The sequence below is a fragment of the Gemmiger sp. genome (assembly GCF_057431175.1).
This window is the reverse complement of the sequence record NZ_DBMDDV010000039.1, coordinates 1-17,579: the sequence shown is the minus strand read 5'-3', so window position 1 is coordinate 17,579 and position 17,579 is coordinate 1. Positions and strand designations below refer to the sequence as shown.

Sequence of the window (17,579 nt, the reverse complement as noted above, 5' to 3'; positions counted from 1 at the left end):
CAGCACCATTTAAGAAAGTTACCGAGAAAATAATGACTGAGTTTTCGGATTTGAATCTATGCCCAATTAACAACCGTCAGGGAATTGTAATTGATGGTGAACGTTCAAAGGTTATTTGCAAAGACTAATTTGAAAATTCCAGTTTGTAGGGGCAGGGGCGTCGAGGCCGCCGCCCCCTACAAGGATATCGTTGTACGAAAGGCGAGGTGCGGCGGCCAGGGGACTGGCCGCCCTGCTTTTTTATTTTCGGGACATACCTCTAAAATCCCTATACCCAAATTGCAAAAAATGTGCTATACTATTTTCATATATTATGTAAAAGAGGGAATTACCATGTACAAACCCGGTGACGATAAATTGGAAGTCCGCGAACTGCTGGTCAAGGCGTTCGCCAGCGCGTGGGAGGTCGGCGACAAGACCGTTGACCGCGACACCTACATCAATTCCAGCATCAATGTCATTGACTCTTTGCAGGTCGGTCCCGAGATGATCTACGGCGAGGAAGGCCAGGGCCTGCTGGACGCCGAGCTGGACCACCTGCCCGACCTGCTGCGGGCCGACGGCGCATGGGTCTACTACGCCGTGCCCGCCGAGAACTACTTTATCCTGACCTGGATGGAGGATGCCGAGAAGGCCGCCGCCAAGGTCGATTCGCTGAAGGACGAGGACGACAGCCTCGCCTGCATCGTGGATTTGACCCAGGAATGGACCCACACCGAAGAATAACCGCCAAAAACGCCACAAGAGGGGAGGGGAACGCATGAGCCGCGATACGATACGCCTGCCGCACGACGCCTACTGGCTGCTGCAAACGCTGCGCGCTGCCGGGCACAGTGCTTACGTGGTGGGCGGCTGCGTGCGCGACAGCCTGCTGGGCCGTATGCCCGGCGACTGGGACATCTGCACCTCCGCCCGGCCCGACGAAATGCGGGCGCTGTTCCACGACCAGCGGATGATCCTGACCGGCGAAAAGCACGGCACGGTCGCCGTCATTTTGCACGGCAAGCCCTACGAAATGACGACCTACCGCTTAGACGGAAGCTACCGCGACCACCGCCACCCCGACAGCGTGCAGTTTGTGGACGATTTGGCCGAGGATCTGGCGCGGCGGGATTTCACCATCAACGCCATGGCCTACGCCCCCGGCGAGGGCATCATTGATTTGTACGGCGGCCGCCGCGATTTGGCGGCAGGCATCGTGCGGTGCGTCGGCACACCTGCCGACCGCTTTGCCGAGGACGCGCTGCGCATTCTGCGGGCGCTGCGGTTTTCCGCCAAACTGGGCTTTGCGCTGGATGCCGCCACCGCCGAAGCCGCTTTCACCGCCCGGGAGACACTGCACACCGTCAGCGCCGAGCGGCTGTATTCCGAACTGGACGGCCTGCTGCTGGCCCCCGGCGCTGGGCAGACTTTGGCACAATACGGCGAGATTTTAGGCGGCGTTGTGCCGGAGATCTTACCCTGCATCGGCTGCACGCAGCCCGGAAAATGGCATTGTTACGACGTTTGGCAGCATTCAGCCGCCGCCGTGGCCGCGCTGGATCTGCGCGGCCAGGACACCCGCGGCGTGCGGGTGCTATGCTGGGCCACCTTTTTACACGACATTGCAAAGCCTTTGTGCCGCAGCGTCGGGCCGGACGGCGCGGCGCATTTCAAGGGGCACAACCAGCGCGGGGCACAGCTGGCGCGGGGCATTCTGCGCCGCTTAAAAGCGCCCGCCTACCTGATTGACGGCGCGGTGGGGCTGATTGCCGTACACGACGCACCGCTGCCTGCCGACGATGCCGGGATTTTGAAATTGCTGAACCGCAACGGCGCGATTTTCCTGCGCCGCCTTTGTGCGCTGAAATATGCTGACCTGGACGCCCACGCCAGGACGCCGGAGGTCGCCGCCCGCCGCGCCGATGTCGAGGCCTTTGAGCACCGCATGGACGAACTTGCCAAGACCGGCTGCTACACCATGCGCCAGCTGACCGTGAACGGCGCGGATTTAATGGATGCCGGCATCCCCACCGGGCCGGACGTCGGCGCGACCCTGCAAATGCTGCTGACTGCCGTCATGGAAGGAAAACTGCCCAACGAGCGGGAAGCACTGCTGAAAGCGGTGATTTCATGATTTTGGGCGTCGGCATTGACCTGTGTGATGCAGGCCGCATGGAAAAAAGCATCACTCGGCAGAGCTTTCTTGACCATGTATTTGCCCCCGAAGAACAGGCCCTGCTGGCCGCTTTGGGGGATAAGCACCGGGCCGAGACTGCCGCTGCGAACTTTGCGGCGAAGGAGGCCTTTTTGAAGGCCGCTGGCACCGGCCTGGGCGGCTTTGCCATGCCCGAGCTTGCCGTGCTGCGCCGGGAAAGCGGCGCACCGTACTTTGCCCTGACCGGCGCTGCCGCCGCCTGGGCTGCGGAGCAGAATTTGACTGTGCATGTCAGCTTGAGCCATGAACGTGGACTTGCGAGTGCAGTGGTGATTCTGGAAACAGGCACCCCGTAGGGGCCGGGCTTGCCCAGCCCTCAGCTTTCCCGCAAATGCGCTCCTATTTATAGGCTGCGGGCCTGGTATGTCCGGCCCTTACAATTTTGCTGTCATTTTTCAAGGAGGTTCCCATGCCCGGCAAGACCCAGCGCAGCAGCAATTTAGAATTGCTGCGCATCCTGTGTATGCTGCTCATCATCGGCGACCATCTGACCGGGCAGGGCGGCATTGCGGACTATACCACGCCGCCGTCCTCCTTTGCATTCTGCCTCATCGGCTGCGGGTCGCGCATTGCGTGCAGTGTGTTCATCCTCATCGGTGGGTGGTTTTTGTGCGAACAGCCGTACAAAACACGCCGCCCGCTCTCGCTGTGGCTGTCGCTGTGGCTCTACACGGTGCCTGTCACGCTGCTGTGCAGGCTCGCCGGGCTGGATGTTTCCTTCGGTGCACTGCGGTGGGCGGCGTTCCCGGCCTCGACCCGGCAGCTGTGGTTTATCTCGGACTATCTGCTGCTGTTGCTCTGCGTGCCGCTGCTGAACCGCGTACTGCGCGGCCTGCCGCGCACCGCGCACCGGGGGCTGCTGGCCGTGCTGGCCGTTCCGATGATCCTCTACCCGACGCTTTTCGGCGAGAACGGCATCGTCAGCGACACTGCCTGGATGTTTTTGTATGAGTACCTGCTGGCCGCCTACCTGCGCCGCTATCCAGAAAACCGCCTGGCCCGCCTTTTGCAAAACCGCGCGGCGGCGCTGGCCCTTGGGCTGGGGCTGCCGCTGGTCAACACGGCCATCCGCGCTATGCTGGAAACGCGCGGTCTGACTGACGGCAAGGCGTTCCAGTACGTGGCCTACTACCGTACGGCACTGGGTGCACTGCCCAACCTGCTGGCCGCGCTGGCGCTGTTCTACCTGTTTAAAAATTTGGATCTCGGCTGTGTGCGGTGGGTCAACGCCCTGTCCGGCACGACGCTGGGCGTTTACATTCTGCATCAGGTGCCCGCGTTCCGCAACTTTTTGTGGAACGGCCTTTTGCAGGCCCAGGCGCACCACGGCTCGGTGGTGTACACGCTGTTCGCGATCTTTGCCGTGCTCTTCGGGTGTGCGGCAGTGGACGCCGTGCGCACCCGGCTGGTGATGCGGCCCTTGGAAAACACCAAGCTGTTTACAGCGCTGTGTGAAAAAGGCGATGCCCTCGCTGCAAAAATCACGGCGGATGATTAAAAAGACCTCCCTCTGCTTATACTTTGAGTAACAAGCAAAGGGAGGTTTTTCTTATGGAAGTCCACCGCGGAGAGGTTTTCTACGCCGACTTAAGCCCGGTCGTCGGGTCCGAGCAGGGGGGCATACGGCCGGTACTTATCATCCAGAATGAGATCGGCAACCGGCACAGTCCCACCGTCATTGCGGCAGCCATCACGAGCCGCCAGGACAAAAACCGGCTGCCCACACATATCAGCGTGCGGGCCGACCGCTGCGGCCTGGCGAAGGACAGTATCATTTTGACCGAACAGATTCGCACCCTCGACAAGCGCCGCCTGCGGGAGCGGGCAGGTATCATCCCGCCCGACGACATGCGCCGCGTAGATGAAGCGTTAGGGGTATCCATGGGACTGGAAAGCGCGGATGTGCACACGGATACCGGGTATTTTTGAGAGTATCGGCTAAAGGATAAACGGCAGGCTCCCGGGAGGCAGCTTTCTTTTGGCAGCAAAAGAAAGCTGGCAAAGAAAGCTGCCGCTGTTGCGACGTGGTGCGGGGTTGTGAGTCAGGGGCCACAGTTGAGCGAAGCGAAACTGGGGTGGCGAACAACGTTTGCCCCTGTGGGGCAAACAACCGCAAGAGCGGGTTTGCGAAGCAAACTGGCGGCGCTCGTTGTGCGCCGCCAAGCGGGACCCGCGCCTCGGGGGCAGCGTCCTCGACGCCCCGCCTCTTTCCCTTATCGCCCCTTTACGGCAAAAAGTTCGCCGCCACCGGGGCCAGGATCGCGGTCATGATACCCGCAACCGCAATCGCAAGCCCGCTCATGGCGCCTTCGACCTCGCCCATCTGTAAGGCTTTGCTCGTGCCGATGGCATGGGCCGAGGTGCCCAGTGCCAACCCCTTGGCCAGCGGGTCTGTAATATGGCAGACCTTGCAGACCGTCTCACCCATCAGGCTGCCAACAATGCCGGTCAGAATGATGACCGCGCCCGCCAGCGCCGCCGCACCGCCCAGCGTCTCGGCCACATCCATGCCGATGGCCGTCGTGACCGACTTGGGCAGAAAGCTCACCGCATGGGTGCGCTCGATTCTCAGCACCCACGCCATCGCCAGCACGCTGCCCAGGCTCGTCAGCACACCCGCCGCAATGGCCGCAAAGATCGCGGCCAGGTTCTTTTCCAGCAGTTCCCATTTTTCATACAGGGGGATCGCCAGGCTGACCGTGGCGGGCATCAGCAGCCAGCTGATGGGCTGGGCGCTGGATTTATAGTCGGCGTAGGGCACGCCGAAGCAGCTTAAAAACACGATGACGAAGATGCTGCCCATCAGCAGGGGATTGAACAGCGCCTTGCCGGTCTTGCGGTTGACCCAGACGCCCGCCGCGTAGGCCGCCAGCGTCGCCAGCACGCCCCAGCTGCCGCATTGCTGCAAAAATTCAGCCATTTTTGTGCTCCTTTCTGCCTGCGCATTTCTGCGCGACCATGCCGGTCACGGCCATGACCAGCGCCGTGATGGGCACGATAGCCAGCACGGCGGGCAGCAGCAAATCCATAAGCTGGCTGCCCAGCTCCACAACGCCGGCCGCCGCCGGGACGAACAGCAGCGGGAAGATGCCGGTCAAAAACAGCCCTGTCTCCCGCACCTGGTCGAGCTTGAGCACGCCTGTTTTCAGCGCCGCGACCATCAGCAGCAGGCCGTACACGCTGGCCGGGATGGGCAGCGGCAGCACCACCGCCAGAACCTCGCCCGCCAGGCAGAACGCCGTGATGCGGGCAAACTGGAAAATATACTTCACCTTATTAGACCCTCTTTTTGCAAAATTCCTGTACATCATACCACACCGCTCCATTTTCGACAAGTTGTACATTGTATGAAAAGCGTCCACTTTTTCCCACCTGTGTTGTAGGATTCGGCACTTGTATTTTGGAAACGATTGTGGTATACTAACCGCAAACACAAGATTTTTACTCGAAAAGAGGTTTTGACCATGTCTTTACTGAAAAAACTGGCCGGTTTGGCCGTGGGCGCCGCTGCTGTGGGCGCTGCCGTTTATGTTCTGCAGAACCGTGAGCATCACGACGACGAGTACGAGCATATTTGGGGTTCGGAGGACGAGGTCGAGCCTGAGACCGATTCCGCCGAGCCCGCTGACGATGCGTCCGCTGTGGCTGAACCCGCCCCCGCCGCCGCACCTGAAGAACCTGCCGTCCCTGCCGAGGAGGAAAAGCCCGAGGAACCCGCGGAAGTTGAAGAGGCCCCCGCCCCGAAGGCTGCCGACTACGACACCCCCAACGTGAACCCGGTTGAGCTGGGCCACACGGAGGCCCCCCGCACGGCGGACGGCAAGATCGACCCCACCCAGATCGTTGACCCCGCTGTGGCAGGCGACTGGGAGGAGCAGGGCTGCAGGGGCTGATACACCAAACGCGCAAGGCGCATCTTTGTTTTATGGCAAAGGTGCGCCTTTTTGTATTTGTTGCTGCGGGATCGCGCCGCGGCGGGCAGGGGACTGCCCGCCCTACACAAGTGCCACGGCCGTAGGGCGGCCAGTCCTCTGGCCGCCGCACCGTAGCCGCAATTTCCGCGCACAAATGTCCGTGATTTTACTACAAAAGCACTTTACAACTTTACTGCGCTAAAGTATAATAGAATTTGTATTGGACGAGAGAGGTAGGAACGTTATGGAAATTGAACTCAAGAGCTTCACCCCCGCCGAGCAGGCAACTTTCCGCCTGCGTGCCCTGTACGAGGGCGCAGGCTACCGCAAGTACCGCGCATCCCGGTTTGAGGAATACGCCCTCTATCAGGAGTATCAGCGCTTCCTGCCGGATTCCCAGGTCATCACCTTCACTGACCTGGACGGCAAGCTGCGCGCCATCAAGCCTGATGTGACGCTGTCCATCGCCAAGACGGCCCAGCCCGCAGCGGGGGAGTGCAAGCGCTTTTATTATAATGAAGAAGTCTGCCGCCCCAGCCGCGAGAGCCACACCTTCCAGACCATCCACCAGATGGGTCTGGAGAGCATGGGCGCAGTAGATGCCGACGAGCAGGCCGCCGTGGTGCGGCTGGCCCTGCAAAGCCTGGCCGCACTGGATGTGCCCACCGTGCTGGAAGTCAGCCACATGGGCTACCTGACCGGCCTGCTGGACGCGCTGAACGTCCCCGCCGAGGCGCGGGCCAGGCTGCTGGACTTCCTGCGCGCCAAAAACGCCCACGAGCTGCGCACCGCTGCACTGGACGCCGGGCTGGACGACACCGCAGCCGCCGCACTGACCGGACTGCTTGACCTGCACGGCCCGCTGGGCGCGACGCTGACGAAAGCCCGCGCCGCCTGCCTGTGCGACGCCCAGCGCAGCGCCCTGGACGAATTGCAGGCCCTGCAGAACGCCCTGGGCGAGGATGGCCGCGGCACCCAGCTGGACCTGAGCATGGCGGACGAGATGGAATATTACAACGGCCTTGTGTTCACCGGGTACGTGGCGGGCATCCCCCGCGCGGTGCTCAAGGGCGGCCGCTACGACTACCTGATGCAGCGGTTCACCCCCGGCGCAAACGCCATCGGCTTTGCGATGTACTTGGACGAGCTGGAACGCCTGGCCGCGCCGCTGCCCCCCGTACAGCAGCAGGGCGGCGAAAAGACCTGGCTGAATATTGCGCTGCCGAAGGGCCGCTTGGGCAACAAGGCCTACAAGCTGCTGGCGGGTGCCGGGTACAGCGCCACCGAGGATTACAACGACACCCGCAGGCTGGTGGTGGAAAACCCCGACGCCTGCGTGCGGTACTTCCTCGTCAAGCCCAGCGACGTCGCCATTTACGTGGAGCACGGCGCAGCGGATATCGGCATCGTGGGCAAGGATATCCTGACCGAGTCCGGCGCGGATGTGTATGAACTGCTGGATACCGGCATGGGCAAATGCCGTATGTGCGTGGCTGGCCCCGCGAACTTTGCTGACGACGAAAGCCGTGCTTTGCGCGTTGCTACGAAGTTTGTCAACATTGCCCGCGACCACTACGAGCGCCGGGGCCGCGACATTGACATTATTAAATTGAACGGCTCCATTGAGCTGGCCCCGATTTTGGGCCTGTCCGACGTCATCGTCGATATCGTCGAGACCGGCACGACCTTACGTGAAAATGACCTGACCGTGATTGAGGAGTTCATGCCGATCTCGGCGCGGTTTATCGCCAACAAGGCGAGCTACAAGTTCAAATACGCCCAGCTGACCGAGCTGCTGAATAAAATGAAGGAGGCTCTTGCAAAATGATCCGTCTGTATGACTTTGATGAGGTACGCCCCGAGGAAATTTTGAACCGTGATATCCGCGCCGAAGCCGACGTGGAAGCCACCGTCGACGCCATCATCGCGGATGTCCGCGCCCGAGGTGATGCCGCTTTGATCGAGTACGCCGCCAAGTTCGACCACGCCGAACTGACCGACGTCCGCGTCAGCCAAGAGGAGATTGACGAGGCCTTTGCCGAGTTGGAAAAGACAGACCCGGAGTTTATCACGACCCTGAAGATGGCCGCCGGGAATATTCGCCGCTTCCATGAGCAGCAGCTGCACAAAAATTTCGTAGTCAACGACACCCCCGGCATCGTGCTGGGGCAGAAGTACACCCCCATCCAGCGCGCCGGCGTCTATGTGCCGGGCGGCACGGCTGCCTACCCCTCGACCGTTTTGATGGATGTCATCCCGGCCAAGGTCGCTGGCGTCAAGCAGATCGTCATGACGACCCCTGCGGGCAGGGACGGCAAGGTGAACCCCGCCATTCTGGCGGCGGCGGTCATTGCGGGTATTGATTTGATTTTCAAGACCGGCGGTGCGCAGGCCGTGGCCGCGCTGGCCTACGGCACCGAGAGCGTGCCCGCCGTGGATAAGATCGTCGGCCCCGGCAATATCTACGTTGCAACGGCAAAGCGCAAGGTGTTCGGCAAGGTCGGCATCGACATGATCGCCGGACCGTCGGAGATTCTGGTTCTGGCTGACGGTACCTGCAACCCCGCCTGGGTCGCGGCAGACCTGCTCAGCCAGGCCGAGCACGACAAGCTGGCCAGCCCCGTGCTTGTCACCGACAGCTGGGATCTGGCCAAGGCCGTGCAGGCCGAGCTGGAGGTGCAGATCCCGCAGCTGCCCCGCGCCGCCATTGCCCGCGCCAGCGTGGACACGAACGGCAAAATTATCGTCACCGACGATATGAACAAGGCCATCGAGGCCGTGAACATCATCGCACCGGAGCACTTGGAAATTTGCGTTGACGACCCGTTTGCCGTACTCAACTCTGTGCAGAATGCCGGCAGCATCTTCTTGGGGAAAAATGTGCCCGAGGCACTGGGCGACTACTTTGCCGGCCCGAACCACACGCTGCCTACCAGTGGCACGGCGCGGTTCTCCAGCCCCTTGGGCGTGGACGATTTCGTCAAGAAGTCGAGCTTTATTTATTACACCCGCGAAGCTCTGGGTGAAGTCCAGGGCCGCATCGCCAATTTTGCCGAGCACGAGGGGCTGCACGCCCACGCCAAGAGTGTGACGATACGGTTTGAGGAATGAGTTTACCGAAGCGGAAATCCAACCGTTTGCCTCAATTTGATTATGGCACAGTTGGCGCGTATTTTATCACGATTTGTTCCCGGGATAAAGCAAAAGTTTTCGGCCGTGTCGTAGGGGGCGGCGTCCTCGACGCCCCGCGCACGCTGCCGTCGCCGCACGGTAAAATTGTTATCGCGCAAATTGAAGCCATGGAAAATTTTTACCCGGATTTGCAAATTGAAAAATTTGTGGTCATGCCAAATCATATTCATTTGATTATTGCAATCACCCAAGGCCCGTCCGGGGCGTCGAGGACGCCGCCCCCTACAACCGTGCGTGCCAATCAATCCGTTCCGGCATTTGTTTCCACGCTCAAACGTATGACAAACCGCACAGCTGGCACGCAATTATGGCAGCGCGGATATTATGACCACATCATCCGCGACCAACTCGACTATGACACCATCTGGCGCTACATAGACGACAACCCCGCCAAATGGCATCTTGACCAATTCTACATACCGGATGGGGAGGATCACCCATGAGCCGTTATTTTACCAAAACCCTTGCGTCGCTGGAGCCTTACACCCCCGGCGAACAACTGAAAATCGCTGACATCGTCAAGCTCAACGCCAACGAAAACCCGTATCCGCCCGCGCCCGGCGTGGCGGCGGTGGTGGCGGCGGCCGTGCCCGGGCTGCGGCTGTACTCCGATTTGACAAACGGCGACCTGAACGCCGCCATTGCCAGGCATTGGGGCGTGCGCCCGGAAAACATCCTCTGCGGCAACGGCAGCGACGAAAACCTGCTGCTGGCGCTGCGGGCCTTTTGCGATGAAAATACACCGCTGGCCTTTGCCGATGTGACATACAGCTTTTACACGGTGCTGTGTGATTTGCTGCACATCCCGCAGCACGTCATCCCGCTGGAAAGTGACCTGACCATCGACCTTAAAAAGTACTGCGGCCTGCATGAGACGATCGTCATTGCCAACCCGAACGCCCCGACAAGCCTGCTGGCCCCGGTGGACGCCATCGAGGAAGTGCTGAAAACGAACCCCGACAACATCGTCATTGTGGACGAGACCTACGTCGAGTTTGCGCCCGCCGGGTCGAGCTGCCTGCCGCTGCTGGAAACCTACGACAACCTCGTCATCACCCACACCTTCTCCAAAACCCACAACCTGGCGGGGGCGCGGCTGGGCTTCTGCATCGCGCGGCCCGAGCTGATTGCCGATATGAACCGTGTCAAGTTCAGTTACAGCCCCTACAACGTCAATTCCATGACCCAGGCGGCGGGTGTGGCAGCCATCTCCGACGAGGCCTATTTTGCCGATGTAACAGCAAAGGTCATTGCCGAACGCACCCACACCACCGACGAGCTGCGCCGCCGCGGTTTTACCGTGTTTGACTCTGCCACGAACTTTTTGTTCGCCACCACCAATCGGATGCCCTGCAAGGAAATTTTTGAAAAGCTCCGCGCCCGCGGCATCCTCATCCGTCATTTCAACGCGCCGCGCATCTCGGATTACCTGCGCATCACCATCGGCACACCCCAGCAGATGCAGCGTTTCTTCGCGGCGCTGGATGAGATTTTAGGGGTTTAAGGGGTCGATCTTTTTAGGGGAGGGAATTTCACATGATTGCTATTGTTGACTACGGCGTAGGCAACCTGTTCAGCCTGTCGTCCAGTGTCAAAAGCCTGGGCGCAGAGATCCGCGTGACCCGCGATGCCGACGATTTGCGGGCGGCGGACCACATTCTGCTGCCCGGCGTCGGGGCGTTTGCCGACGCTATGGCCAAGCTCGAGGCCACCGGCCTTGTGCCTGTTCTGCGCGAAGAAACACAGAAAAAGCCGCTGCTGGGCATCTGCCTGGGTATGCAGCTGCTGTTTGAAAAAAGCTATGAATACGGTGAACACGCGGGCCTCGGCCTTATCCCCGGCGCAGTCTGCCCCCTGGCAGACGATCTGTCCGACCCCAATCTGAAAGTACCACACATCGGCTGGAACACGCTGGACATCGTACCCGGTCGGGAAAACGACCCGCTTTTTAAGTACATCAAAGACGGCGAGTACGTTTACTACGTACACAGCTACTACGCCAAAAACTGCGCTGCATCAACGCTTGCCACCAGCGAGTACAGCATCCCGGTCACCGGCGCGGTGCGGCAGGGGCTGGTGTACGGCACCCAGTTCCACCCGGAAAAATCCGGCGACACCGGCCTGCGGCTGTTAAAGGCCTTTGCCGAACTGTAAAGGGGAGGGAATACCATGAAATTATACCCCGCTATTGACCTGCGCGGCGGCCAGGCTGTGCGGCTGTATCAAGGCGATTACGACCAGATGATCGTCTACAACGCCGACCCAGTGGCCCAGGCGCAGCAATTTATCGACGCAGGTGCGAAGTATCTGCACGTCGTTGACCTGGATGGCGCCAAGGACGACACCACCGCGAATATGCAGACCATCGCCGCCATTGCAAAACTCGGCGGCCTGAAAATTGAGGTCGGCGGCGGCATCCGCGACGAGGCGCGCATTCGTCAATATCTCGATTTGGGCGTTGACCGCTGCATTCTTGGCACGGTCGCCGTGAAAAATTTTGCCTTTACCCAAGAAATGGCGCAGAAATACGGCGCACAGATTGCCGTCGGCGTGGACATGAAGGACGGTTTTGTGGCCGTCAACGGCTGGAAGGAAGTCACCCCCGAGCCGGGCGTGGCGTTCTGCCGCCGCTGTGCCGAAGCGGGCGTCAAGGCCATCATCGCCACGGATATTTCCCGGGATGGCACGATGCAGGGCACCAACATGGCGCTGTACCGCGAACTTCTGACCATCCCCGGGCTGGAGATCACCGCCAGCGGCGGCATCGCCGCCATGGCCGAACTGGCCGAATTGCAGGCCATGCACTGCCACGCGGCCATCCTGGGCAAGTCCATCTACACCGGGGCCATCGATCTGGCCAAGGCTGTGCGGCTGTACGAGGGGGAGTGAGCGCATGATTACCAAACGCATTATTCCTTGTCTGGACGTCAAAAATGGGCGCGTCGTCAAGGGTGTGAATTTTGAGGGTCTGCAGGACATGGCCGACCCGGTCGAAATGGCGCGGTACTATAACGCATCCGGCGCGGACGAGCTGGTCTTCTACGATATCACCGCCAGCGTCGAGGGGCGCGGACTCTTCACCGATATTCTGCGCCAAGTCGCCAGCCAAATTTTCATCCCACTGACCGTCGGCGGCGGCATCAACACGCTGGACGACTTTGACCGCGTGCTGAAATGCGGCGCGGACAAGGTCAGCGTCAACTCGGGCGCCATCCGCAATCCCGGTATCATCCCGGCTGCGGCGCAGAAATACGGCAACCAGTGCGTGGTGCTCTCCGCCGATATCAAACGTGTGGACGGCAAATTTATGTTGTTTGCGAAGGGCGGGCGCGAGAACACCGGCATCGATGCGCTTAGCTGGCTCGAGCAGGGCGTCAAAAACGGCGCGGGAGAGCTGGTCGTCAACTCCATCGACACCGACGGCGTCAAGAATGGCTTTGATTTGGAGCTGCTGGATGCCGTGGCTGCCCGCTGTGCCGTGCCCATCATTGCCTCCGGCGGCGCGGGCAAAAAAGAGGATTTCCTTGAATTGTTCCGCAATCACCCTGCCGTGGACGCCGGGCTGGCCGCGTCGATTTTCCACACGAAGCAGGTGGAAATCAACAATTTGAAGAAATATCTGCGCACGAACGGCGTAGAGATGCGGGTGTGATTCCCCCTTCGCCATGCAGCCACCCGGTAGGGGCCGCACATGTGCGGCCCGCAACATTCCCAAAAGCGTCCTATTGCGGGAAAGCCGCGGGCCGGGCATGCCCGGCCCCTACTGCGTAACAATAGCAAACCTACACTTTACCTCTTGCCAAAACCCACAAAAAGAGGTACACTAAACTATATTACATTAGGAGTGTCCGACATGGAAATTACCGAAAATTCCAAGACCCTCAAATTTGACGCAAACGGCCTGATTCCCGCCATCGTGCAGGATCATTACACCAAAGAGGTCCTGACCCTCGCGTACATGAACGCCGAGACGCTGGCCCTGACCATTGCCGAGGGCCGCACCGTGTTCTGGTCCCGCAGCCGCCAGGAAATCTGGCGTAAGGGCGATACTTCCGGCAATGTGCAGCGGGTCGTCTCCATCACCGCCGACTGCGACAAGGATGCCCTCGTCATCGACGTTGTAAAGTCTGGCCCCGCCTGCCACACCGGCGCGGAGAGCTGCTTCTTCAACCCGGTCTACGTCTCCGACGAGCTGAAACAGTTCACCTGGCAGGGCCTGTATGAGCTGATCGAGGGCCGCAAGACCAACCCCAAGGAGGGCAGCTACACCACGTATCTGTTCGACAAGGGCTTGGAGAAGATTCTCAAAAAAGTCGGCGAGGAATCCACCGAAGTCATCATTGCGGGCGCAAAGCGCGACAAAGAAGAAACCATCTACGAAATCAGCGACCTGGCCTACCACGTCATGGTGCTGATGATCGAACTGGGCATTTCTGTTGAGGACATCACCAAAGAGCTCGAAAAACGACACGTTATCGACCACAAGGTCAAGCAGGAAAGGATGCAGTAAACTATGGCTGGCGAATACCTGAAAAGCTCTGTACACGTTCATTCCAAATTGTGCGACGGCAAAAACACCCCCGAGGAGATCGCAGTCACCGCATGGCGCGCCGGGCTGCAGACGCTGGGCTTCAGCGGCCACAGCCACACCCCCCACGACCTGGAATACTGCATGACCCAGAGCCGCACCGCCCTGTACAAGGCGCAGATCGCCAAGCTGAAAGAGCGCTATGCCGGTAAGCTGGACATTCTGTGCGGCCTGGAATGGGACCTGTACAGCGATGACGACCCGACCCAGTACGACTACTGGATCGGCAGCGCCCACTATGTAAAAGGCCCCAAGACCGGCAAATATTATGAAATCGACTGGCGCGAGGAGGATCTGCGCGCCTGCATCGACGACGATTTCGACGGTGACGCGCTCGCCGTGGTCGAGGCATACTTTGCCAATGTGGCCAAGGTCGCCGAGAAGAAACCGACGATTTTGGGCCATTTTGACCTGATTAAAAAAATCAACGGCGACGGCAAGTTCTTTGACGAGAACGACCCGCGCTATACCGCTGCTGCCAACGCCGCTCTGATGACCGCCGCCCGCAACCGCTGCGTACTGGAGGTCAACACCTCCGCAGCGTACCGCGGCTTCCGCAAGGATTATTTCCCCTCCGACGCCATCCTGAAGGATTGGCTCATTCTGTCCGGCAACGTGGTCATCACCGCCGACGCCCACGACGCCAAGGCGCTGACCTACGGCTTTGAGGAAGCCGCCGCCAAGCTGAAAGAGCTGGGCTACACCAAGGTGCAGGTACTGGGTAAGGACGGCTTCATCCCCTGCGCACTGTAAAATATTTTTTAAAATTTCCCGCCGCAGTGTAACACTGCGGCGGCTTTTGCGTTTCTATGAGTGAGCGACCTCTGAACTGGATATTTTGAAACCAACCGAATTTCAAAAGGGTTTTTACCATGAAACGTATTGCCGCTTTGACTTTGACCGCCGTTCTCTGCTTTGGCGCACTGACCGCCTGCTCTGCCGCCAAGGATACCACGCCGTGCGCACCGCGCTGGAAAATGCGGAATAAAATTTAAAAAAGTTTGCACGGAAGGGTTGACAACCCCTCCGCTTTTTTGTATAATAATACCTGCATTCTGGCGGCAGCCACTGTGGAGAGGTGTCCGAGTGGTTTATGGAACTGGTCTTGAAAACCAGCGATTCGCGCGAGCGGACCATGGGTTCGAATCCCATCCTCTCCGCCATTTTGTAATAACAAGTGAATATTTTATATCACTTTGACTTGTGGAGTAATACTCAAGAGGTCGAAGAGGCGCCCCTGCTAAGGGCGTAGGGTGGGAAACCGCCGCGAGAGTTCAAATCTCTCTTACTCCGCCAGCAAAAGCCATGATGAATCGTAAGATTTATCATGGCTTTTGGTTTTTTATGGCGTTTTTACCCACATCTGCACTTTCCATTCTTTGTACCGATCCACAAAATTTCTTGGATTCTTTTGTGCTTTCTGCCAAGTCTTGCATTGTCTGCGGGAATCCGTTATACTTTTGGTATCCCATTGAAAAAGAGGTGCCCACGATGCGGTTATTTGATGTGCTGGGCCCGGTCATGACCGGGCCGTCCAGCAGCCATACGGCGGGCGCGGTGCGCATTGGCAGCACGGCGCGGCGTCTGCTGGGCGAGCAGCCCGACGACGCAGAGATTTTGCTCTACGGCAGCTTTGCCGCCACCGGGCGCGGCCACGGTACCGACAAAGCGCTGGTGGCGGGCCTTTTGGGGATGCAGCCCGACGACGACCGCATCCCGCGCAGCTTCGCCATCGCCAAAGAGACCGGACTGCACTTCAAAATCGGCACGATCAACCTGCGCGGGGCGCATCCCAACACAGCTGTGCTGCGGCTGACCGGTGTGTCGGGCCGCAAGCTGGAAGTCGTGGGCGCATCCATCGGCGGCGGGCGCATCAACATCTGCCAAATCGACGGAATCACGACGAATTTTGGCGGTGACCACAACACGCTCATCGTCCACAACCAGGACACCCCCGGCCATGTGGCGGCCGTCACCGGCTGCCTGAGCGGCCACGGCGTCAACATTGCCACGATGCAGCTCTACCGCTCGGCGGCGGGCGGCTACGCCGTCATGGTGCTGGAATGCGACGAGCCGATTCCGGACGCCGTCCACGCCGAGCTTGCCTGCCTGCCGGGCATCGTCAAAGTCACCATCCTAAATCTGTAAGGGGGCGGGAAAGATGGCATTTTCTTCAGTTCGCGACATGGTCGAGCTCTGCAAGGAGAGCGGCAAGCCGCTGTACGAGGTCATTCTGGAAAGCGACCTGGCCGAGAGCGGTCTGACCCGCGCCGAGAGCGAGGCCGAGATGCACCGCCTGTGGGCGGTCATGCGCAGCACTAGCGATGGCTACTGCGGGACCGACCGCTCGATGAGCGGCTTTGCGGGCGGCGATGCGGCCAAAGTCAGCGCAGCGGCGGCCCAAGGTGCGCTGTATGCCGACGGCTTTTTTGCCGATGTGATGTCCGAAGCGCTGAAAACCGCCGAGTGCAACGCCTGCATGAAGCGCATCGTAGCGGCCCCCACGGCGGGCAGCTGCGGCGTTTTGCCTGCGGTTTTGCTGCCGTTATGGCGGCGCGGGCTGGCAGATGAGGACGCCGTACATCACGCTTTGTATGTGGCCGCTGGGTTCGGGCAGGTCGTGGCCGCGCGGGCCACGCTGGCCGGAGCCGAAGGCGGCTGCCAAGCCGAGGTGGGTGCCGCCAGCGGCATGGCGGCGGCGGCTCTCGTGGACATCAAGGGCGGCACAGCCGAGCAGTGCGCCGAGGCCTTTGCCATGGCGCTTACGAATTTAGAGGGCCTTGTCTGTGACCCGGTGGCCGGGCTGGTGGAGATTCCCTGCATCAAGCGCAACGTTATCGGCGCAATGAACGCGGTATCCGCCGCCGATATGGCGCTGGCGGGCGTCGTGGGGCACATCCCCGCCGACGAGGTCATTGACGCGATGGCCGAGGTCGGCAACGCCATGAGCAAAGATTTGCGCGAGACCGGCATTGGCGGTCTCGCAGGCACCCCCACAGGCCGTGCGATTTGTGAGATCGTGACGATGAACAGCGGGGAAGAGGAAGATTGACGGCAAACTGCGGCGAGGCTGCGCGGCTGGGTGAGGGCACCCCGCCCTACGCCAAACGCCATCACAAACCACAGGGCGGCATGGCCCCATGCCGCCGACGATAACCCGATGATGCTTATGAGTATTGCCCTGCGGCCGCTCTGCACACCACCATTCCCGCTGGAACGCATTGAGGAAATGACCGCGCTGATGGGCGGAGAAGGAAGGATGCGGTGAATGTTTGCGGGGCGGCAAATACCATCCTCCCGATCCAACTTTCTGTTTACAAATTCCGCCAATGTGGTATACTGGAAGAAAAAAATCAGGAGGAAACTCTTATGAACGTGAACGATCCGCGCTGGGCGTCGATTGACGCCTTTGTGGAAGGCAACCGCGACAACATCCTGCGTGACATCACCCGCCTGGTGGCAGTCCCCAGTGTCGAGGGCACGCCCGAGCCGGGCGCACCATTCGGCCCCGGCCCCAAGGCCGCGCTGGCCAAGGCGCTGGAAATCGCCGATGAACTGGGCCTGGACACCTTCAACGCCGACAGCTACATCGGCTGGGCCGAGACCGGCAAGATTGCCGACGGCCAGAAGTTCCTTGCCACCATCACCCTCACCGACGTTGTGCCCGAGGGCAATGGCTGGGACGCTG

21 protein-coding genes, 2 tRNA genes and 2 pseudogenes are annotated in these 17,579 nt (G+C 60.1%); 23 read left to right on the top strand and 2 right to left on the bottom strand.

Annotation, left to right across the window (positions count from 1 at the left end):
- The 6 genes and pseudogenes from ACZO0A_RS11725 to ACZO0A_RS11700 form a co-directional block, all read left to right on the top strand.
- A pseudogene (locus ACZO0A_RS11725) lies at positions 1-128 on the top strand (Type 1 glutamine amidotransferase-like domain-containing protein); the annotation flags it as partial.
- Positions 129-333: 205 nt separating this feature from the next.
- Entirely contained in the window at positions 334-726 is a 393-nt protein-coding gene (locus tag ACZO0A_RS11720) for a hypothetical protein (RefSeq protein ID WP_215691563.1), read from the top strand.
- Between the two features lie 34 nt (positions 727-760).
- Entirely contained in the window at positions 761-2,116 is a 1,356-nt protein-coding gene (locus tag ACZO0A_RS11715; protein WP_302377270.1) for a CCA tRNA nucleotidyltransferase, read from the top strand.
- The gene (gene acpS, locus ACZO0A_RS11710; RefSeq protein ID WP_294718488.1) at positions 2,113-2,493 is read left to right on the top strand and encodes a holo-ACP synthase; all 381 of its coding nucleotides are present in this window, start codon (positions 2,113-2,115) and stop codon (positions 2,491-2,493) included. The genes ACZO0A_RS11715 and acpS overlap by 4 nt, the downstream gene beginning before the upstream one ends.
- A 113-nt stretch (positions 2,494-2,606) precedes the next feature.
- Positions 2,607-3,695, top strand: coding sequence for an acyltransferase family protein (locus tag ACZO0A_RS11705; RefSeq protein ID WP_302377271.1), 1,089 nt, complete (start codon positions 2,607-2,609; stop codon positions 3,693-3,695).
- 53 nt (positions 3,696-3,748) lie between these two features.
- Positions 3,749-4,126 carry a type II toxin-antitoxin system PemK/MazF family toxin gene (locus tag ACZO0A_RS11700; protein ID WP_215691559.1) on the top strand — a complete coding sequence of 126 codons (378 nt, stop codon included), beginning with the start codon at positions 3,749-3,751 and terminating at the stop codon, positions 4,124-4,126.
- Between the two features lie 295 nt (positions 4,127-4,421).
- Here ACZO0A_RS11700 and ACZO0A_RS11695 read toward each other — a convergent pair whose 3' ends face one another.
- Complete coding sequence (locus ACZO0A_RS11695; protein ID WP_215691558.1) at positions 4,422-5,117, bottom strand: LrgB family protein; 696 nt, start codon at positions 5,115-5,117, stop codon at positions 4,422-4,424.
- Positions 5,110-5,469 (bottom strand): CidA/LrgA family protein, encoded by a 360-nt coding sequence (locus tag ACZO0A_RS11690; RefSeq protein ID WP_291232394.1) that lies wholly within the window; start codon positions 5,467-5,469, stop codon positions 5,110-5,112. Before ACZO0A_RS11690 ends, ACZO0A_RS11695 begins: the two co-directional genes overlap by 8 nt.
- Before the next feature lie 192 nt (positions 5,470-5,661).
- Here ACZO0A_RS11690 and ACZO0A_RS11685 point away from each other — a divergent pair, with 192 nt between their 5' ends.
- The 17 genes and pseudogenes from ACZO0A_RS11685 to ACZO0A_RS11605 form a co-directional block, all read left to right on the top strand.
- Positions 5,662-6,090 carry a hypothetical protein gene (locus ACZO0A_RS11685; protein ID WP_302377272.1) on the top strand — a complete coding sequence of 143 codons (429 nt, stop codon included), beginning with the start codon at positions 5,662-5,664 and terminating at the stop codon, positions 6,088-6,090.
- A gap of 265 nt (positions 6,091-6,355) precedes the next feature.
- Positions 6,356-7,939: an ATP phosphoribosyltransferase gene (hisG, locus tag ACZO0A_RS11680; protein WP_291209916.1), complete on the top strand. Its 1,584-nt coding sequence runs from the start codon at positions 6,356-6,358 to the stop codon at positions 7,937-7,939.
- A complete protein-coding gene (gene hisD / locus ACZO0A_RS11675) occupies positions 7,936-9,222 on the top strand; it encodes a histidinol dehydrogenase (protein ID WP_302377273.1) in 1,287 nt (428 codons plus the stop codon). The genes hisG and hisD overlap by 4 nt, the downstream gene beginning before the upstream one ends.
- Positions 9,219-9,746, top strand: coding sequence for a transposase (locus tag ACZO0A_RS11670; RefSeq protein WP_302377275.1), 528 nt, complete (start codon positions 9,219-9,221; stop codon positions 9,744-9,746). Before hisD ends, ACZO0A_RS11670 begins: the two co-directional genes overlap by 4 nt.
- Complete coding sequence (gene hisC, locus ACZO0A_RS11665) at positions 9,743-10,807, top strand: histidinol-phosphate transaminase (protein WP_486846357.1); 1,065 nt, start codon at positions 9,743-9,745, stop codon at positions 10,805-10,807. Before ACZO0A_RS11670 ends, hisC begins: the two co-directional genes overlap by 4 nt.
- A 32-nt stretch (positions 10,808-10,839) precedes the next feature.
- Complete coding sequence (gene hisH, locus ACZO0A_RS11660) at positions 10,840-11,457, top strand: imidazole glycerol phosphate synthase subunit HisH (protein ID WP_302377278.1); 618 nt, start codon at positions 10,840-10,842, stop codon at positions 11,455-11,457.
- Positions 11,458-11,472: 15 nt separating this feature from the next.
- Positions 11,473-12,192 carry a 1-(5-phosphoribosyl)-5-[(5-phosphoribosylamino)methylideneamino]imidazole-4-carboxamide isomerase gene (gene hisA, locus ACZO0A_RS11655; RefSeq protein WP_302377280.1) on the top strand — a complete coding sequence of 240 codons (720 nt, stop codon included), beginning with the start codon at positions 11,473-11,475 and terminating at the stop codon, positions 12,190-12,192.
- A gap of 4 nt (positions 12,193-12,196) precedes the next feature.
- Complete coding sequence (hisF, locus tag ACZO0A_RS11650; protein ID WP_215691550.1) at positions 12,197-12,955, top strand: imidazole glycerol phosphate synthase subunit HisF; 759 nt, start codon at positions 12,197-12,199, stop codon at positions 12,953-12,955.
- Between the two features lie 201 nt (positions 12,956-13,156).
- Entirely contained in the window at positions 13,157-13,813 is a 657-nt protein-coding gene (gene hisIE, locus ACZO0A_RS11645; RefSeq protein ID WP_215691549.1) for a bifunctional phosphoribosyl-AMP cyclohydrolase/phosphoribosyl-ATP diphosphatase HisIE, read from the top strand.
- 3 nt (positions 13,814-13,816) lie between these two features.
- Entirely contained in the window at positions 13,817-14,644 is an 828-nt protein-coding gene (locus tag ACZO0A_RS11640) for a histidinol-phosphatase HisJ family protein (RefSeq protein WP_291209902.1), read from the top strand.
- Between the two features lie 119 nt (positions 14,645-14,763).
- The gene (locus ACZO0A_RS11635; protein WP_291231878.1) at positions 14,764-14,886 is read left to right on the top strand and encodes a hypothetical protein; all 123 of its coding nucleotides are present in this window, start codon (positions 14,764-14,766) and stop codon (positions 14,884-14,886) included.
- Positions 14,887-14,963: 77 nt separating this feature from the next.
- Positions 14,964-15,054, top strand: a tRNA-Ser gene (locus ACZO0A_RS11630).
- A gap of 42 nt (positions 15,055-15,096) precedes the next feature.
- Positions 15,097-15,187, top strand: a tRNA-Ser gene (locus tag ACZO0A_RS11625).
- A gap of 195 nt (positions 15,188-15,382) precedes the next feature.
- The gene (gene sdaAB / locus ACZO0A_RS11620) at positions 15,383-16,039 is read left to right on the top strand and encodes an L-serine ammonia-lyase, iron-sulfur-dependent subunit beta (RefSeq protein ID WP_291231895.1); all 657 of its coding nucleotides are present in this window, start codon (positions 15,383-15,385) and stop codon (positions 16,037-16,039) included.
- A gap of 13 nt (positions 16,040-16,052) precedes the next feature.
- A complete protein-coding gene (gene sdaAA, locus ACZO0A_RS11615; RefSeq protein ID WP_291209896.1) occupies positions 16,053-16,943 on the top strand; it encodes an L-serine ammonia-lyase, iron-sulfur-dependent, subunit alpha in 891 nt (296 codons plus the stop codon).
- Between the two features lie 30 nt (positions 16,944-16,973).
- Complete coding sequence (locus tag ACZO0A_RS11610; protein ID WP_291209894.1) at positions 16,974-17,159, top strand: hypothetical protein; 186 nt, start codon at positions 16,974-16,976, stop codon at positions 17,157-17,159.
- A gap of 101 nt (positions 17,160-17,260) precedes the next feature.
- Positions 17,261-17,579 (top strand): annotated as a pseudogene (locus ACZO0A_RS11605) (Sapep family Mn(2+)-dependent dipeptidase); the annotation flags it as partial.

What these genes read in the sequence shown, in the direction of transcription:
- ACZO0A_RS11720 (WP_215691563.1), top strand. Translation starts at nt 334, where the DNA reads ATGTACAAACCCGGTGACGATAAATTGGAAGTCCGCGAACTGCTGGTC.
- ACZO0A_RS11715 (WP_302377270.1), top strand. Translation starts at nt 761, where the DNA reads ATGAGCCGCGATACGATACGCCTGCCGCACGACGCCTACTGGCTGCTG.
- acpS (WP_294718488.1), top strand. Translation starts at nt 2,113, where the DNA reads ATGATTTTGGGCGTCGGCATTGACCTGTGTGATGCAGGCCGCATGGAA.
- ACZO0A_RS11705 (WP_302377271.1), top strand. Translation starts at nt 2,607, where the DNA reads ATGCCCGGCAAGACCCAGCGCAGCAGCAATTTAGAATTGCTGCGCATC.
- ACZO0A_RS11700 (WP_215691559.1), top strand. Translation starts at nt 3,749, where the DNA reads ATGGAAGTCCACCGCGGAGAGGTTTTCTACGCCGACTTAAGCCCGGTC.
- ACZO0A_RS11695 (WP_215691558.1), bottom strand. Translation starts at nt 5,117, where the DNA reads ATGGCTGAATTTTTGCAGCAATGCGGCAGCTGGGGCGTGCTGGCGACG.
- ACZO0A_RS11685 (WP_302377272.1), top strand. Translation starts at nt 5,662, where the DNA reads ATGTCTTTACTGAAAAAACTGGCCGGTTTGGCCGTGGGCGCCGCTGCT.
- hisG (WP_291209916.1), top strand. Translation starts at nt 6,356, where the DNA reads ATGGAAATTGAACTCAAGAGCTTCACCCCCGCCGAGCAGGCAACTTTC.
- hisD (WP_302377273.1), top strand. Translation starts at nt 7,936, where the DNA reads ATGATCCGTCTGTATGACTTTGATGAGGTACGCCCCGAGGAAATTTTG.
- ACZO0A_RS11670 (WP_302377275.1), top strand. Translation starts at nt 9,219, where the DNA reads ATGAGTTTACCGAAGCGGAAATCCAACCGTTTGCCTCAATTTGATTAT.
- hisC (WP_486846357.1), top strand. Translation starts at nt 9,743, where the DNA reads ATGAGCCGTTATTTTACCAAAACCCTTGCGTCGCTGGAGCCTTACACC.
- hisH (WP_302377278.1), top strand. Translation starts at nt 10,840, where the DNA reads ATGATTGCTATTGTTGACTACGGCGTAGGCAACCTGTTCAGCCTGTCG.
- hisA (WP_302377280.1), top strand. Translation starts at nt 11,473, where the DNA reads ATGAAATTATACCCCGCTATTGACCTGCGCGGCGGCCAGGCTGTGCGG.
- hisF (WP_215691550.1), top strand. Translation starts at nt 12,197, where the DNA reads ATGATTACCAAACGCATTATTCCTTGTCTGGACGTCAAAAATGGGCGC.
- hisIE (WP_215691549.1), top strand. Translation starts at nt 13,157, where the DNA reads ATGGAAATTACCGAAAATTCCAAGACCCTCAAATTTGACGCAAACGGC.
- ACZO0A_RS11640 (WP_291209902.1), top strand. Translation starts at nt 13,817, where the DNA reads ATGGCTGGCGAATACCTGAAAAGCTCTGTACACGTTCATTCCAAATTG.
- ACZO0A_RS11635 (WP_291231878.1), top strand. Translation starts at nt 14,764, where the DNA reads ATGAAACGTATTGCCGCTTTGACTTTGACCGCCGTTCTCTGCTTTGGC.
- sdaAB (WP_291231895.1), top strand. Translation starts at nt 15,383, where the DNA reads ATGCGGTTATTTGATGTGCTGGGCCCGGTCATGACCGGGCCGTCCAGC.
- sdaAA (WP_291209896.1), top strand. Translation starts at nt 16,053, where the DNA reads ATGGCATTTTCTTCAGTTCGCGACATGGTCGAGCTCTGCAAGGAGAGC.